Raw genomic sequence first — 16,751 nt, 5'->3', positions numbered from 1 at the left:
CCCGCGATGTTCAAGTGGCTCCTCGACAACAGCCTGAGCAACCGGCTGCTGGTGATCATGGCCAGCGTGGTGCTGATGGCCTACGGCGCGTTCACGCTCTCGCGCACCCCGGTGGACGTGTTCCCCGACCTCAACAAGCCCACCGTCACGGTCATGACCGAGGCCGGCGGCATGGCCGCCGAGGAGGTGGAGCAGCTCATCACCTTCCCGCTCGAGACCACGATGAACGGGCTGCCCGGCGTGGAGTCGGTGCGCTCCACCTCGTCGGCCGGCCTGTCCTTCCTCTACGTCACCTTCGACTGGCGCACCGACATCTTCCGCGCCCGGCAACTGGTGTCGGAGCGCCTGTCGGCGATGGAGGAAGGCCTGGCCGAGGGCGTGCTGCCGCGCATGGGGCCGGTCAGCTCGATCATGGGCGAGATCCTGCAGATCGCGATCCCGGTCGACGCGGCGAAGATCTCGCCGATGGCGGTGCGCGAGTACGCCGACTGGGTGCTGCGCCCGCGGCTGCTGGCGGTGCCGGGCGTGGCGCAGGTGATCCCGATCGGCGGTGAAGTGCGGCAGTTCCAGGTGCAGCCGGACACGCAGCGCATGGCCGAGCTGGGCGTCACGCACGAGCAGCTGGAGGCCGCGCTGCGCGGCTACTCCAGCAACACCTCGGGCGGCTTCCTGGAACTCAACGGCCGCGAGGTGCTGATCCGCAACCTGGGCCGCACCTCCCGGCTCGAGGACCTGAAGGACCTGGCGCTCACCGCCCGTGACGGCCAGCCGCTGCTGCTGCGCCAGATCGCCGAGGTGAGCTTCGCCGCCGCGCTCAAGCGCGGCGACGCCGGCTTCGAGGGCAAGCCGGCCGTGATCCTGGGCATCCAGAAGCAGCCGACCGCCGACACCATCGCGCTGACGCGCGCGCTCGAGGAGGCCCTGCTCGGCCTGAAGTCCTCGCTGCCGCCGGGCATGGAGGCGCCGCAGGTCACGTTCCGCCAGGCGAGCTTCATCGAGGCCTCGATCACCACGCTGCAGGGCAAGCTGATCGGCGCTTCGGTGTTCGTCGCGGTGATCCTGTTCTTCTTCCTCGGCACGCTGCGCCCGACGCTGATCGCGCTGACCGCGATCCCGGTCTCGATCTTCATCACCGCGCTGGTGTTCCGCTACTTCGGGCTGTCGATCAACACCATGACGCTGGGCGGCCTGGCGATCGCGATCGGCGGGCTGGTCGACGACGCGGTGGTGGGCGTGGAGAACGTGCTGCGGCGCCTGAAGGAAGACCGCGCGAAGCACCCCGACAAGCGCCTGCACCCGATCGAGATCGTGGGCCGCGCCACGATGGAGGTGCGCTCGGCCATCCTGTACGCCACGGTGATCATCGTGCTGGTGTTCATTCCGCTGTTCGCGCTGCCGGGGCTGGAGGGCCGGCTGTTCGTGCCGCTCGGCATCGCCTTCATCGTCTCGACGCTGGCCTCGCTGGTGGTCTCGGTGACCGTCACGCCGGTCCTGGGCTTCTACCTGCTGCCGCGGATGAAGAACATCGACCACGGCGACACCCGGGTGCTGGCCTGGCTGAAGGCCGGCTACCGCCGCAGCCTGCAGCGGGTGCTCGACCGCCCGCGCGCCGCGCTGGCCGCCGCCGCCGCGGCGGTGCTGGTGGCCGCCGTGGCGGTGCCCTTCTTCCCCACCACCTTCCTGCCGCCGTTCAACGAGGGCACGCTGCTGATCGGGCTGCGCCTGAACCCGGGCGTGACCCTGACCGAGACCTCGGCCGTCGCACGCCAGGCCGAGGTGCTGGTGAAGCAGGTGCCGGAGGTGACGCACGTCGGGCGCCGCAGCGGCCGGGCCGAGCTGGACGAGCATGCCGAGGGCGTGCACGTCAGCGAGCTCGACGTGGGCCTGCGCCCCACCGCCGAACTCACGCGCAGCATGGACGAGATCAAGGCCGACATCCGCGCGCGCCTGGTCAACCTGCCGGCCGCGCTGGAGATCGGCCAGCCCATCTCGCACCGCATCGACCACATGCTGTCCGGCGTGCGCTCGCAGATCGCGATCAAGATCTTCGGCGAGGACCTCGACGCGCTGCGCGGCCAGGCCGACGCGCTGCGCGCGCGGCTGGCCACGATCCCCGGCGTCGCCGACCTGCAGATCGAGAAGCAGGTGCTGGCGCCGCAGATCAAGGTGCGCATCGACCCCGCCGCCGCCGCGCAGTACGGCGTGCCCGCGCCGCAGGTGCTGTCGGCGCTGCAGGCGCTGGTGGAGGGCGAGAAGATCACCCAGATCGTCGAGGGCAGCCGGCGCTTCGCGCTGGTGGTGAAGCTGCCGGAATCGGCACGCTCGCTGGAGGGGCTGGGCCGGATCCTGATCGAGACGCCCAGCGGCCGCGTCCCGCTGTCCCGGCTCGCGAGCATCGAGGAAGGCGACGGCCCGAACCAGATCAGCCGCGACGACGGCAAGCGGCGCATCGTGCTGTCGGCCAATGCCTCGGGGCGGGCGCTGTCGGAGATCGTCGCCGACATCCGCCGCATCGTGGCCGAGACCCCACTGCCGGAGGGCTACTTCATCACCCTGGGCGGCCAGTTCCAGGCGCAGGAGGAGGCCTCGCGCCTGGTCGGGCTGCTGTCGATCGTGTCGCTCACGCTGATGTTCGTGGTGCTCTACAGCCGCTACCGCTCGGCGGCGCTGTCGGCGCTGATCATGGTGAACATTCCGCTGGCCCTGGTGGGCGCGGTGCTCGGGCTGTGGCTGTCGGGCCAGCCGCTGTCGGTGGCCGCGCTGGTGGGCTTCATCACGCTGGCCGGCATCTCGGTGCGCAACGGCATCCTGAAGGTCAGCCACTACATCAACCTGATGCGCTTCGAGGGCGAGAACTTCGACCAGCGGATGATCGTCCGCGGTTCGCTCGAGCGCCTGAGCCCGGTGCTGATGACGGCGCTGGTCACCGCCTTCGCGCTGGCGCCGCTGCTGTTCGAGGCCGAACAGCCCGGCACCGAGGTGCTGCACCCGGTGGCCGTGGTGATCTTCTCCGGCCTGATCAGCTCGACCCTGCTCGACACCTTCCTCACACCCGCGATGTTCTGGCTGTTCGGCCGCCGCTCGGCCGAAGCGCTGATGGACGACAAGGACGCCGAGGCGCTCTGAATCCCCTGCTCCCCCCCTCACACAAAAGGACGCTCCATGAAGCCGCAACACCTGCTCGCCGCCGCAACCCTGATCCTGGCCACCACGGCCTTCGCCGCCGGCGACCCGCACGACCACGCCCACGCGCACACGCCGCTGCACGGCGGCGTGGTGGTCGAGGTCAAGGACATCGACTACGAGCTGGTCGCCCAGCCCAGCGTGATCCAGCTGCACCTGCGCGACCACGGCAAGCCGGCCGACGTGTCGAACGCGAGCGCCCGGCTCACGCTGCTGACCGGCACCGAGAAGCAGGAGGTGGTGCTGAAGCCGGCCGGCGACAAGCTCGAGGCCACCGGCAGCTTCAAGGTCGCCCCCGGCAGCAAGGCGGTGGCCGTGGTGACCGTCGCGGGCAAGCCCTCGACGGTGCGCTTCGTCTTGAAGTGAGCCCGCGCCCGGAACGCCAGCGCTAGCCCCGGCCCTCGGCCGACGCCATGGCGTCGTAGCCGGGGCTGCGGAGCAGCGCGTGCAGCTGGCGCCGGCGCACCCCCAGGTTGCCGCCGTCGTAGAGCGGGAAGCAGAGCGCGTCCTGCATCAAGCCCGCGAGCGGGAACATGTCGGTGTAGCTGTCCACCCCCACCACGCGCATCGCGTCGTAGACCCCCTGCACGCAGAGTTCGGAGGCGTAGACCTTGGCCGTGGTCGGCAGCTCGCGGCTGCGCCCTTCGGTGAGGTCGAACTGATGGCAGGCCTTCCACGTCAGGTAGCGGGCCGCCTCGATGCGCATCTTGATGTCCGCCAGCAGGTAGCCCACGCTCTGGTGCTCGATCACCGGCACGGTCCCGGAGCGCTTGTCGGTCTTAGCGAACTGCAGCGCCGTGTCGAAGGCCGCCCGCATCACGCCGACGCAGGCGGCGCCGATCAGCGCGGCGGTCCACGCGAAGGCGGTCTCCACGATCTCGATGCCGTCGCCGGGCGCGCCGAGGAGGTTGCCCACGGGAACGCGCACATCGTCGAAGTGGATGCGCGGCGAGATCGTCGCGCGGTGACCGACGGTGTCGAGGATGCCCGCCACCTGGATGCCGGGCAGACCGCCCGGCACCACGATGACGGCCAGCGATTCCCGCGGCCCCAGCGCGGGGTCGGTGCGGCAGACCACGGTGAACAGGTGCGGCCCCCGGCCGTCCCATCCGGTGCCGTTGGTGGTGTAGTGCTTGCGCCCGCTGATCACCCATTCGTCGCCCTCGCGGCGCGCGAAGGTCTGGACGCCGGCGCTCGGGTCCGGGCAGTCGTAGTTGGCGCCGCCGGTGACCTCGGTGAACGCGATGCCGGCCAGGCGGGCGCCGTCCTCGACGAAATCCGGCAGGAAGCGCCGCTTCTGCTCGGCGTTGCCGAAGCGCAGCAGCGGCTGCAGGCCCAGGCCGGTGGACAGCAGCGCCGAGGGCACGTTCACGTCGACGGCGGCCAGTTCCTCGGCCGCCAGCGCGAAGTCGAGCGTCGACAGTGCGGTGCCGCCGAACTCCTTCGGGATCAGGGCCTTGACGAAGCCCGCCGCGACCATGGCGTCGTAGTAGGGCCGCGTCGCGTAGAAGCGCTCCTCGGGCCGCGCCAGCGGCCGGATCGTCGCGGCCACCTCGCTCAGGACGCGCGCGGCAAAGCCGCGCGCATCGGCCTGCAGGGCGCGCTGGAACTCGCTGAGCGTGAAGTCGATCGCCATGGCAGCTCCTGGTTCGTGAGGGGTTCGGGCCGAAATGGCCGCGAAGCCCATGCTAGGCCGGCGCCCGGGCGCCGTCTTGGCGGTTCGTGCGGAGCGACTTGACGATTCGTGCAAGCCGACTTGCCATCGACTGATCCGCCGGGTAGAAATCAAAGAAAGCCCACCGAGAGGCGTCACTCGCGCCGCCAGCGTCCGGGCGAGGCCGAACCGCAGCTTGTCGAGGTTTTCGATGCGCATCTGGACCACCGAGAGTCAGCCGCAGCACCTGCAGTTCAGCTACTGGCGAGAGGTGCTCTGCGAGGCCTTCGTCTCGCTCGACCCCGTGCGTCAGCGCATGGGCCCTGGCTTCACCGGCGAGGTCTGCTCGAGCCCGCTGGGCCGCACGATGCAAACCCGCGTTGCATCGGGCGCGCAGTTCCTCAATCGGCGCACCGAGGAGATCCGTCGCAACCCGGTGGAATTCATCTTCGTCAACTTCCAGCTCGAAGGCTCCTGCGTCGTCCGTCAGGATGGGCGTGAATCCCTGGTGCAGAGCGGCGATTTCTCGATCGTCGATACGACACGCCCCTACTTCCTCGACTTCCGCGACGATTGGCGCGTGCTGTCGTTCCGGGTCCCGATAACGCAGTTCCTGGCCAAGCTGGCCGCACCTCGCGACGCCACGGCACGTTGCCTCAGCGGAGCGCATGGCGCCGGACTGGTGGCCACTCGATTCGCGCACTCGCTTCAGGATCTGGATGACGACCTGAGCGAGATCTCCCAGGAAAGCCTGGGCGCTGCATTGAACTGTGTCGTCACGGCCACCCTGGGATCGATGCCCGAGACGAGGGAACAGGATCGATCGTCACTGCGGCTTGCCACGAGAAGCGCGGTGGAGGGCTACATCGCAGACCATCTGGCCGATCCCTCGCTGAGTCCTCACACGATCGCTGCGCGATTCAGGATGTCGCGCCGCTCGCTGTACTCGCTGTTCGAGGCGTCACCCCTCTCCGTCAGCGGGATGATCCGCACCCTGCGCCTGGAACGGAGCGCGCAGGATCTGCTTCGGCCGAACCGGCCGTCGATCCTGGACGTCGCGCTCCGGTGGGGATTCAACGACCTCTCGCACTATTCTCGAATCTTCAGGCGCAGGTTCGGTGCCTCGCCCAGGGAGTTCATTGCCGCGTCGAGGAAGCCGGGCTCCTGACCTGCCGGACGGCCGCCATGGCGAGTCCTGGGGCGCGCCGCCGCCGGGATGTCAGGGGGCGAGGTGGGCATTGAGCGAACGCAGGTCGTCCTCCTGCAAGGCCCCGACGGAGGCGGCCAGGCGGATGCGGCCGAGCAGGTAGTCATTGCGCGATTGGGCGAGGTCGAGCTGCGCGGTGTAGAGGCGCTGTTGCGCGTCGAGCACGTCGAGCTCGGTGCGCGTCCCCAGGTCGCGGCCCAGCGTGGTGGCCTCGAGCGCCGTCTGTGCCGAACGCACTGCCTGTTCGAGCGAGCCGACGCGAGACACGCCGGTCGTCACGGCCAGGTAGGCGTCGTGCGCCTGCAGCCGGGCATCGCGTCTGGCCGCACCGACTTCCTGCTCGGCCTGGTCGCGCTTGGCGATCGCCTCCCGCTCGCGCGAACGGATGGCGCCGCCCGCGTAGAGCGGCACGTTGAACTGCAGGCCGACGACGGCCGTGGTCCGTCCGTCGGGCATGCTGAGCGCCGACAAGCCACCGGACTGGCCCTTGCGGCCGAGGCTGGCAACGAGATCCAGGGTCGGCCGACCGGACAGCTTGTACTTCTCGATCTCGATCCCGGCGATCGCGAGCTCGTGCTGCCGCGCGAGGACGCGCGTGTTGCCGATCACCGCCTGCGATTGCCACGCACCGGCGCTGTCGGGCTGAGGCGCCTGCGGCGCGAAGCCGGAGCGAAGGACGGCGAGCCCGTCGGCAGGCGCACCGGTCAGCGCCTCGAACTGCGCCCGCCGCAGCGTCAGGCTGCTCGCGGCCGAGACCTCGCGCGTCACGACGTTGTCGTAGCGCGCCTCGGCTTCCTGCAGGTCGGTGATGCGTCCACGACCCACGTCGAAGCGCGCCTGCGCGCGATCGCGCTGCAACGCGACGGCTGCCTTTTCGGCCTGGGCGACGCGCAGGCCCTCGGCGGCGAGAAGCACCTGGAAATAGGCCTCGGCAACGCGCTGGATCAGCTCCTGCCGCGCGTCGCGGTGACGCAGCTCGGCCAACGCGGTCTGCTGTTCGAGCTGCCGCTTGTCGGCGTGCGACTTGGCGTCGACGATCGGCTGCTTCATCTCCAGCGCCATCTCATGGACGCGGCCCGATCCGCTGGACCCGACAGCGTCCGCCAGCGGTGGTGGCAGGTCGCCGCTCGACGAGCGATCCGACATCTGCGTCAGGCTGGCGGTGAGCTGCACCTGCGGCAACAGCAAGGCACGACCCTGCACCGCCTTCTCGCGGCCGGCGCGCAGCGCCTCGTGCGCACCGGCGATGGTCGGGTCGTGGGAGGCCGCCAGGGCGTAGGCGTCCATCAGGTCGATCGCATGGGAGGGCCAGGCCAGCAGCGTGCAGGCAGCGACCACCGCGGCCTTGAGCAGGGATGCGTTCATCGAAGACTCCATCAGACCGCCGCTTGCGGTCGGGTCGCGCCATACCAGCTGGCATAGAGCGCAGGCAGGAAGACGAGGGTGAGCAGGGTCGCGATGAACAGCCCGCCCATGATGGCCCAGGCCATCGGGCTCCAGAACACCGAATGGGTGAGCGGAATCATCGCCAGGATGGCCGCCAGCGCCGTCAGGAGGATCGGCCGCATGCGGCGCACGGTCGACTCGACGATCGCGTGCCACAGGGAGGCACCCGCCTGGATGTCGTGGTCGATCTGCACCATCAGGATCACCGAGTTGCGAATGATCATCCCCGCCAGCGCGATCACCCCCAGCATCGCAACGAAGCCGAACGGGATCCGGAAGGCCGCGAGCGTTGCCGCGACGCCGATCAACCCGAGCGGCGCCGTCAGCAGCACCAGCGCCATCTTCTTCATGTCCTGCAACTGCAGCATCAGCAGCAGCAGGACGGCGACGGCCATCAGGGGCATCACCGCGAAGATCGAGGCCTGGGCCTTGGCGCTGGATTCCTGGGTGCCGCCGACCTCGATGCCGTAGCCGAGCGGCAGGTCGCGGGCGATCGCATCCACCTTCGGCTGCAGCGCCTTCGTCACATCGGGTGCCTCGGCACCGGCGACGTCGGCGCGCAAGGTCAGCGTCGGCACGCGGTTGCGGCGCCACAGCACGCTGTCCTCGCTGTCCAGTGACAGCCGTGCGAGCTGCGACACCGGCACGAAGCGGCCATCGCGCAGGTAGATCTTGGCGTCCTTCAGGTTGTTGAGGTCCGTCCGCTCGGGAGCGACCAGGCGTGCCACCACGTCCAGCCCCTCGTCGCCCTCGCGGTACTGTGTCACGGTGTTGCCCGACAGCGAGCCCTGCAGCGCGAACTGGATCTCGCGCGAGGTAATGCCGAGCTGGCGCGCGCGGTCCTGGTCGACGTCGACGACGACGCGCTTGATGCGCTCGCCCCAGTCCTGGTTGACGCGGCGCACGTGCGGATCGGCGCGCAGCACCGTGGCCAGCTCACCGGCGATGCGCAGGACCTGATCGTTCTCGGGACCGAACACGCGGTACTGCAGCGGGTAGCCGACCGGCGGACCGTTCTCCAGCCGGTTGACGCGGCCACGCACCAGCGGAAAGTCCTCGTCGAACAGGCGATGGAGCCTGGCGAGCACGCGCTCGCGCGCCTCGCCGCCCTTCGTCATCACCATCATCTCCCCGAGGTTCAGGTTCGGCGTCTGCACATCCAGCGGCAGGTAGAAGCGCGGGCTGCCGTTGCCGACGTAGCTGGTGACGGCGACCACGTCCGGATCCCCCTCCAGCTTCGCTTCGAGCGCGCGCACCTCGCGCTGGCTGGCTTCGAAGGTGGCCGCCTCGGGCAACCACAGGTCGACCATCAGTTCAGGCCGATCCGACGCGGGAAAGAACTGCTGCGGCACGGTCCCGAACAGCGCGATCGACCCGGCGAACGCTGCCGCCGTGGTGCCGATCACCCAGCGCCGCCGGTGGAGACAGGCCTCGACGAGGCGGCGAAAGTGCGCGTAGACGCCACGGCGGTAGACCGCGTCCTCGTCCTGCGGCGCATGCGCCTCCTCCTTCAGCAACCGGAATCCGAGGTAGGGCGTGAACAGCACCGCGACGAGCCACGACAGCATCAGCGAGATGCCGACCACCTGGAACAGCGAGAACACGTACTCGCCCGAGCCCGACTTGGCGAGGCCGATCGGCAGGAAGCCGGCCGCGGTGATCAGCGTGCCCGTCAGCATCGGGAACGCGGTCGCGGTGTAGGCATGCGTCGCGGCGCGGAAGCGATCCCAGCCCTGCTCGAGCTTCAGCGCCATCATCTCGACGGCGATGATCGCGTCGTCGACCAGCAGGCCGAGCGCGATGATCAGCGCGCCCAGCGAAATGCGCTGCAGCTCGATGCCGAGGAAGTACATGACCAGGAAGGTCAGCGCCAGCACCAGCGGGATCGACAGCGCCACCACCAGCCCGGTGCGCCAGCCCAGCGAGAAGAAGCTGACGACCAGCACGATCGCGACAGCCTCCGCGAGGCTCTTCTTGAACTCGTGCACGGACTCCTGCACCACGCGCGGCTGATCCGACACGGCGTGGACCTGCACGCCCACCGGCAGCTCGGCCTGCACGCGCGCCACCGTCGCGCCGAGCTGCCGTCCCAGCCGGATCACATCGCCGCCCTGGCGCATGCTGACCGCCAGGCCGACCGCCGGTTCGCCGTTGAAGCGCATGCGCGACGTTGCGGGGTCGACGACGCCGCGCCGGACGTCGGCGATGTCACCGAGGCGGAACATGCGCTCGCCGGCGCGGATGCCGATGCCGGCGATGCGTTCCACCGAATCGAACTCGCCGCTGACCGTCAGGCGCAGCTGCTCGGTGCTCGTCAGCACGGTGCCGGCGGCCCCGACATGGTTGGTCGATGCGAGCGTGGTCGAGATGATCGAAGGGTCGATGCCCAGCGAGGCCAGCTTCGCGTTGCTCGCCTCGACATAGATCTTCTCGTCCTGCGCCCCGACCAGCTCGACCTTGTTGACGTCGGACACGCGCAGGAACTCGCTGCGCGCCGCGTCGGCGAAGTCGCGCAGCTGCGCGTCGGAGAACCCGTCGCCGGTGATCGCATAGAGGTTGCCGAACGTGTCGCCGAACTCGTCGTTGAAGAACGGGCCCTGCACGCCCTGCGGCAGCGTGTGCGCCATGTCGCCCAGCTTCTTGCGCACGCGGTACCAGACGTCGGGCACGGCCGAAGGCGGCGTCGCCTCGCGCAGGTTCACCTTGATCTGCGTGCTGCCGGGCCTGGCGTAGCTGCTGGTGTAGTCGATCTCGGCGACCTCCTGCAGCGTCTTCTCGAGCTTGTCGGTCACCTGCTCGGCCATCTGGCGTGCCGAGCTGCCGGGCCAGGAGGCCTGAACCACCATCGTCTTGACGGTGAACTCGGGGTCCTCCTTCTGACCCAGCTGGCCGTAGGCGAGCACGCCGGCGATCGACATCAGCGCCAGCAGGAAGACGATCATCTGCGGGTGCTTCAGCGCCCATTCGGAGAGGTTGAGGCCCTTCACGGCTGCACCGCCTTCCGTTCGCCCTGCGCGACGGCGACCGGCGCAGCCGGCATGCGCACCGCCTGGCCGGCGACGAGCATGTGCACGCCGGCCGTGACGACGGTCTCGCCGCCGCTGAGGCCGGCCGCGACCAGCACCTGGTCCCCCTGGGCGCTGCCCAGCCGCACCTCGCGCGGTGCGACACGGGCCGTCTGCGGATCGACGACCCAGACCTCGGCACGGTCGCTGCGGTGGACCACCGCGGACAGCGGCAGCCGGATCGCGCGGCGGCCCTCCACGTCGGGTGCGAACACCGAGGCCGTCATGCCCAGGCGCAACGCCGCGTCGGCGTCGACGATGGCGATGCGCGCCGAGTAGGTGCGCGTCACGCTGTCGGTGTCGGGCGCCAACTCGCGCAGCGTCCCGCGGTACGTCCTGCCGGGCTGCGCCCAGACCGAGACCTGCAGGGCTCTGGCTTCGCGCAGCTCGTCGACGCGAGATTCGGGCACGCTGACCACGACCTCGCGTTCGCCGGCCGCCGCCAGCGTCACCACGGGCTGCCCGGCCGAGACGACCTGGCCGGCCTCGGCATCGATCGCGCTGATCACGCCGGCGCGGTCGGCCAACAGCTCGGTGTAGCCACGCTGGTTGACCTTGATCTGGTGCTGTGCGAGCGCCGACTTGAGCTGCGCCTCGGCCTGGTCGAGCGCGAGGCGCTGCTGGTCGACCTCCGCCTGGGAGGCGAAGCGGCGTGCCAGCAGCTGTTCGGTGCGCTCGAGGTCGGTGCGGTTCTGCGCGACGCGCGCTCGCGCCGCCTCGACGTCGGCACCCGCGGCGACGAGGTGCAGCGTTTCCTGCGCCGGGTCCAGCCGCAGCAGAGGCTGGCCGCGCCGGACCTCGCTGCCCACGTCGACCAGCCGCGCGACGACGCGGCCCGAGGCCTGGAAGCCGAGGCGGCTCTCGTAGCGCGCGTGCACGACGCCCGAGTAGGTGGCGCCGACCGAGCCCTCGCTCGCGCCTGCCACGGTGCTGTGCACGGGGCGGATGTCTTCCTGCACGGGTTCGGTTCCCGGGCTGCATGCGCCCAGCAGGCCGAGGCCGATCAGTGCCCCGATCGATGCGATGTTCATGGGGTGCTCCTGGTGCTACTTGACGACGTAGCCGCGTGCTTCCATGCAGGCACCGAAGCCGCGGTCGTAGGTGCTGCGCTGCTGCAATCTCGCGGCCTGCTGCTGGGCGACGCGCTGCTGTTCGGCGCTCAGCGTCTGCTGCTGTTGCGCCCGCTGGCGCAATGCCGAGCCCAGCAGTCCGGTGGCCGCCCCCTTGCCGGCGTCGCGGTCGGCCAGCTCGGCCACTGCGGCGCCGCCGGCCGCGCCGCGGACCATGGCGCCGCCCGGCTGGGCGCTGCCGGAGGGCGTCGATGCGGCCGGCGGGGGCGCCTGCGTCGGATCGAAGCCGGACTGCTCGCGCGCCCAGTCGTGGCACTCGTAGCGATCCTGGTCCGCCTGCTTGGCGCTCTGGCCCTTGGCCGGGTAGACGACCTGCCCGGTGGGGCTGCGGGCCATCGACTGCAGGGGCAGCGCGCCGCCCGCCAGCACGAAGGTGGCCAGGAGAAGTGCGTTTCTCATCAGCGTCTCCCGGGGCTTCAGCGCGCCGACCCGCAGGTCACCGTGGCGCCGGAGGCATCGACGCAGCTCGCGCTGCGCGAGAAGCCCGAGCCCTTGGTGTAGGAGGTCGAGCCTTCGTAGGTGACGCCCGTCTCGGCGCGGGTCGCCGTCGTGCTGCGCTGGCCGGACGCCTCGCCGTCGGCGCTGCGCTCGAAGCTGCGGCTGCCTTCGGCACTGCCCTTGTCGCCGCTGACGCTGCCATTGCGGCTGGCGTCCACGCTGCCGTCATCGCTGCGCCGGTACTGTGTCGAGCGCTGCCCCTGCGTGCCGTCGGCCGTGGTGAAGGCCCCCCCGCGCCGGGCCGCGGCATTGCCCTGCCCGTCCGAGACCGCGTTGCCCCGGCGCACGACGTCGAGCTGGCTGCCGTTGAACTGGGTGGTGCCGCGCGCCGCCAGCGAGCCGTCGACGCCCTGCCGCGTGCTGCGGCTGACGTCGACCGCCGGTTGCGCCTGGGCGGCGAGGGTCGCAGCGACGAGGACGGTGAAGGAAAGAAAACGTTGCATGGTGGGTGCTCCTGGAGGGGGGTGGGTTCGTTGAGGTCATGGGGCCGGGATCGCACAGCCTTCGCGTCGGGCCTCGGCGTCGAGAACGGCGAGGCGCTTCTCGGCCTGACCGGCCTCGGCCTTGCCCGTGGCCTTGCGGGCGATCACGGCGAAGGGCAGCACGGCCCGCCAGGCGGTCTCGCCCTTGTCGATCGCATCGAGCCGGAGCTGCCCGGCGCGGTCGGTCTCCGCGGCGATGCGCCGGCAGGTGTCCGTCGGTGACGACGGCTCGGCCCGGGCCAGGACAGGCCAGGCGCAGGCGCTCGCCAGCGCGATGGCAAGAACGACCAGCGTGAACAGGTCGTCGAGGGAGGGGTGTCGGTTCATCTTGGGCTCCTGACGGGGGGCGAAGCGTCCTGCTCGCCTGGCGTCATTGAGCCCGTCGCGCGTTGCAGCCCGGTTGCAGTTCCGGGCCCGTCGATGACAGATGTAGTCGTTGCCGGCGCGCGGCAGCGGCCGGTGTCAGAGCACCGGCTCGACCTCGGCGTCGAACAGGTAGCCCGCGCCGCGCTGCGTGGTGATGAAGCGCGGGTTCGACGGATCGGCCTCGATCTTGCGGCGCAGCCGCAGGATCTGCACGTCGATGGAACGGTCGTAGACCTCGGCGTTGTGCAGACGCGAGAGGTCGAGCAGCTGGTCGCGCGCCAGCACCCGCCGCGGCGCGCACAGGAACGCGGCGAGCAGGCTGAACTCGCCGTTGGTCAGCGTGATCGCGCGCCCCTCGGGGTCCTTCAGGCGCCGAAGGCCGACATTGAGCTCCCAACCACCGAAGCGGTAGGCCCTGACCTTGGCCACCGCATCGGCCACCGTCGCCTGGGCCTGGGCACGCCGCAGCAAGGCACGCACGCGCGCCAGCAGCTCGCGGGTGCCGAAGGGCTTGGTCAGGTAGTCGTCCGCCCCGAGTTCGAGGCCCATCACCCGGTCGGCCTCTTCGGCGCGACCGGTCAGCATCAGGATCGGGATGGCCGATCGCTCGCGCAGCCGGCGCGCGATCTGCATGCCGTCCTCGCCGGGCAGGCGCACGTCGAGGATGACGAGATCGACGGTCTCGCGGGAGAGCACGATCTCCAGCTCGGCACCACTCGCGACCGCCGTGACACGCAGCTCGTTGTCGCCCAGGTAATCCGTCAGCAGTGCGCGCAGCGCCGGATCGTCGTCGACGGCGAGCACGTGCGGGCAGGCGGAGACCGGAGACGCCATGCCGCTAGCTTCCGTCACATTCCGCGCGCCCGCAACCCGGGCGGCCGCGCTGCAGCGCCGACGCCAGGCCACGGGCGATGTCGCGCGCCACCAGCGGCTTGTTCAGCACCTCGGCGACGCCGGCCTCGCGCGCACGCGCCGCGAGCGCCGGCGTGACGTAGCCGCTCATCAGCACGATCGGCAGCGCGGGCCGCAGGCGGCGGATCTCGGCCACCAGCTCCGAGCCCGTCATGCCGGGCATGGCCTCGTCGGTCAGCAGCACCTGGAAGCGGTCGGGCGCGGCACGGAAGGCCTCGAGCGCGGCACCGCTCGACGCGAAGCCGACGGCCTCGTAGCCCAGTTCGGCGAGCTGCTCCTCGCCCAGACGAACCAGCGCCTCCTCGTCGTCCACCAGCAGCACGGTCTCGCCGTTGCCGGGGGCGACCGGCTCGTCGGCTGCGACCGGTCTCGCGGCTGCGCCGTGCCAGGGCAGGTAGGCGGTGAAGCGGCTGCCCGCCCCGACGCGGCTTTCGACATCGATGCCGCCGCCGAGCTCGGTGACGATGCCATGCACGAGCGACAGCCCGAGCCCGGTCCCGACACCGACCTCCTTGGTCGTGAAGAAGGGGTCGAAGATGCGCTCCAGCAGCGCCGCGTCGATGCCGCTGCCGCTGTCCTCGACGCGCAGCCGCACATAGCTGCCGGCGGGCAGCAGCCGGGTCGTGACAGGGGTCTCGGCGTCGGTCTGCACGACGTCGAGCACGACCGTCAGCGTGCCCGCCCCCTTCATCGCCTGGACAGCGTTGGCGCACAGGTTCAGCACCACCTGGTGCACCTGGGTCGGATCGCCGAGCACCGCGGCATCGCCGGCGCGCAGCTCGCGGTGCAGACTCAGCTCGCGCGGCAGGGTCGCACTCACGCCGTCGAGCGCCTCGGCCACCACCGACTGCACATGCACCGGCACGCGCTCACCGACCCCGCTGCGGCTGAACGCAAGAATGCGCTCGACCAGCGACTTGGCGCGCAGCCCCGCACCCAGGGCCGACTCGATATGACGCCGCTGCGCGCCGCCCTCGGCAGCGTCCTTCAGCGCCATCTCGCCGTAGCCGAGGATGGCCGCGAGGATGTTGTTGAAATCGTGTGCGATGCCGCCGGCCAGCGTGCCGATGGCCTCGAGCTTCTGCGCCTGGCGCAGCTGCCGTTCGGCGCCGACGGCCTCCGACACGTCGCGGATGTTGAGCACGATGCCACCGACCGCCGGGTGGCCGCGCAGGTCGCTGGCGATCGCCTCGAGCACGCGCTCGCTGCCGTCCGCATGGGACGCGCGGCACTGGATCGCGCTGCCGTCGGGCTGCTCGATCTGACGGACCAGCGCCTCTGCGTCGGCCTCCAGCACCAGCTCGCGGACCGGCCGTCCGACCCAGTGCTCCGGTGGTCGACCCAGCATGCGCTCGACCGGCGGGCTGACATAGCGCAGCGCACCGGCGGCGTCGACCACCGCGACGAAGTCGGAGGCGTTGTCGGTCATCGCCCGCCAGCGCTCCTCGGTCAGGCGCAGCGAGGTCAGCGCGGCCTCGATCTCCTGCTTGTCCTGGCGCAGCGTGGCATCACGCTCGGCGATCTTGCCGGCCATGTCGTTGAAGGCCAGCGCGAGACGGCCGAGCTCGTCGTCGCGCCCCGAAGGCAGGCGCACCGCCATGTCGCCGCCGGCCACGCGCTCGGCCGCCTGGGTCAGCTCGCCCAGGGGACCGGCCACCTGGCGACGCAGGATCGCCGCCAGCAGGGCGAGCAGCGCCAGCAGCACGCCGAGGTAGACCGCCGAGCCCCACAGCGCCACGCGCCAGGCGTCGGCACGCACCGTGGCCCCGGGCAGCGTGGCGGCCACGTACCAGTCGGGGCCATCGATGCGTGCGGTGGCGAAATAGAGATCGCTGTCGGTGCTTTGCCCGGCGACAGGCGCACCCGCGCCCTGTCGCGTGCTGGCGAGCAGCGCCCCGGCAAGGTCGCCGCCGAGGCCGTCCAGCACGGCCTGGTTCGCGCTCGGCGCCGACGGGTCCGCCTCGCGCGTGTCGGCCAGCAGGCGACCATCGGGCTTGAACACCAGGTAGCGCGACGGACCGGCACCGAGCGGCATGGTGCGCGCCAGGAAGTCCTTGAACCTCAGCGTCGTCGCGACGGTCGCGATGTGGCGCTCGCCGACATGCACCGGCGTCAGCACCTGGAAGATCGGCCCCAGTCCGGGCCCGGGGCCGATGTCGTCGACCAGCGGCGTCGCGTAGCGCGAACGCGTACCGGGACGCGCCGGGGCGTACGCGAGCCGGCCCCACTCGTAGTCGCGCTGATCGAAGTCCGGCGGGATGTCGAACACCCAGTTCGGGAACAGGTAGGGGTCGTAGCCGACGTTGCTCTGCTCCGGCACGCCCATGAAGAACAGGTTGTCACGACGGATCGCAGCGCCCGGACCGTAGCGCGTCGACAGATCCCAGAACAGCACCAGCAGGTGCTTGAGCTCGGTGGTCAGCGGCGTCGCCGTCGGCACCCATCCGGTCGGGTGGACGGAGCCGTCGGCAAGCTCGGGACGGTTGCGCCAGACGCCGTCGGGGTAGCGCTGCAGGATGGTGTCGAAGCGCCGCGTCGTCGCGTCATCCTGGTAGGCGGGCCAGCGCTCGGCGAACGCCAGCCGAACCGTCTCGTGCGTCTCGACGGTGTAGCCGAGCACGCGCTCGGCGACGCGGGCGCGCTCGGCCACCGCGGCGGCCAGGCGCTGCAGCGCATCCGTCTGCGATTGGCGGTACAGCAGCGTGGCATTGAAGACCGCGGCACCGAACAGCAGCAGGCCCCCGGCCAGGGCCAGGCGCAGCAGCGTCTTGCCCGTGAGCGTGTGCAGGAACGGGGCGGTCATGTCCG

Annotated in this window: 12 protein-coding genes; 3 read left to right on the top strand and 9 right to left on the bottom strand. The window is 70.8% G+C overall.

The features are described from left to right. Positions 1–6 precede the first annotated feature (6 nt). Positions 7–3,126, top strand: a complete 3,120-nt coding sequence (locus tag C1M51_RS14855) for an efflux RND transporter permease subunit (RefSeq protein ID WP_129450938.1) — start codon at positions 7–9, stop codon at positions 3,124–3,126. A 36-nt stretch (positions 3,127–3,162) separates the two neighbouring features. After that, positions 3,163–3,549 (top strand): hypothetical protein, encoded by a 387-nt coding sequence (locus C1M51_RS14850; protein ID WP_129450936.1) that lies wholly within the window; start codon positions 3,163–3,165, stop codon positions 3,547–3,549. Between the two features lie 22 nt (positions 3,550–3,571). Here the strand turns inward: C1M51_RS14850 and C1M51_RS14845 are convergent, their stop codons facing one another. After that, positions 3,572–4,819 (bottom strand): acyl-CoA dehydrogenase family protein, encoded by a 1,248-nt coding sequence (locus tag C1M51_RS14845; RefSeq protein ID WP_129450934.1) that lies wholly within the window; start codon positions 4,817–4,819, stop codon positions 3,572–3,574. 229 nt (positions 4,820–5,048) lie between these two features. Between C1M51_RS14845 and C1M51_RS14840 the strand changes: the two genes are divergently transcribed. Further along, on the top strand, positions 5,049–6,005 hold the full coding sequence (locus C1M51_RS14840; RefSeq protein WP_129450931.1) for a helix-turn-helix domain-containing protein: 957 nt from the start codon (positions 5,049–5,051) through the stop codon (positions 6,003–6,005). Between the two features lie 51 nt (positions 6,006–6,056). On the opposite strand, the gene C1M51_RS14835 is transcribed toward C1M51_RS14840, so the two are convergent. From C1M51_RS14835 to C1M51_RS14800, 8 genes are all read right to left on the bottom strand, one after another. Next, positions 6,057–7,409: a TolC family outer membrane protein gene (locus C1M51_RS14835; protein WP_165349701.1), complete on the bottom strand. Its 1,353-nt coding sequence runs from the start codon at positions 7,407–7,409 to the stop codon at positions 6,057–6,059. A gap of 11 nt (positions 7,410–7,420) precedes the next feature. Further along, the gene (locus C1M51_RS14830) at positions 7,421–10,477 is read right to left on the bottom strand and encodes an efflux RND transporter permease subunit (protein ID WP_129450926.1); all 3,057 of its coding nucleotides are present in this window, start codon (positions 10,475–10,477) and stop codon (positions 7,421–7,423) included. Continuing rightward, on the bottom strand, positions 10,474–11,586 hold the full coding sequence (locus C1M51_RS14825) for an efflux RND transporter periplasmic adaptor subunit (protein ID WP_129450923.1): 1,113 nt from the start codon (positions 11,584–11,586) through the stop codon (positions 10,474–10,476). The genes C1M51_RS14830 and C1M51_RS14825 overlap by 4 nt, the downstream gene beginning before the upstream one ends. Positions 11,587–11,601: 15 nt before the next feature. Further along, entirely contained in the window at positions 11,602–12,084 is a 483-nt protein-coding gene (locus C1M51_RS14820; protein WP_129450920.1) for a hypothetical protein, read from the bottom strand. Positions 12,085–12,101: 17 nt separating this feature from the next. Then, positions 12,102–12,626: a hypothetical protein gene (locus tag C1M51_RS14815; RefSeq protein WP_129450918.1), complete on the bottom strand. Its 525-nt coding sequence runs from the start codon at positions 12,624–12,626 to the stop codon at positions 12,102–12,104. Positions 12,627–12,662: 36 nt separating this feature from the next. Further along, on the bottom strand, positions 12,663–12,992 hold the full coding sequence (locus C1M51_RS19020; RefSeq protein ID WP_165349700.1) for a hypothetical protein: 330 nt from the start codon (positions 12,990–12,992) through the stop codon (positions 12,663–12,665). Positions 12,993–13,127: 135 nt separating this feature from the next. Continuing rightward, positions 13,128–13,865: a response regulator gene (locus C1M51_RS14805; protein ID WP_129450916.1), complete on the bottom strand. Its 738-nt coding sequence runs from the start codon at positions 13,863–13,865 to the stop codon at positions 13,128–13,130. A gap of 4 nt (positions 13,866–13,869) precedes the next feature. Beyond that, positions 13,870–16,746 (bottom strand): ATP-binding protein, encoded by a 2,877-nt coding sequence (locus C1M51_RS14800; RefSeq protein ID WP_129450913.1) that lies wholly within the window; start codon positions 16,744–16,746, stop codon positions 13,870–13,872. Positions 16,747–16,751 lie beyond the last annotated feature (5 nt).

It is taken from the genome of Methylibium sp. Pch-M (assembly GCF_004136295.1).
GTDB classification, from domain to species: Bacteria; Pseudomonadota; Gammaproteobacteria; order Burkholderiales; family Burkholderiaceae_C; genus Methylibium; species Methylibium petroleiphilum.
Note: the sequence above shows the minus strand (reverse complement) of the source record. Positions and strands in the feature narration are given on the sequence as shown.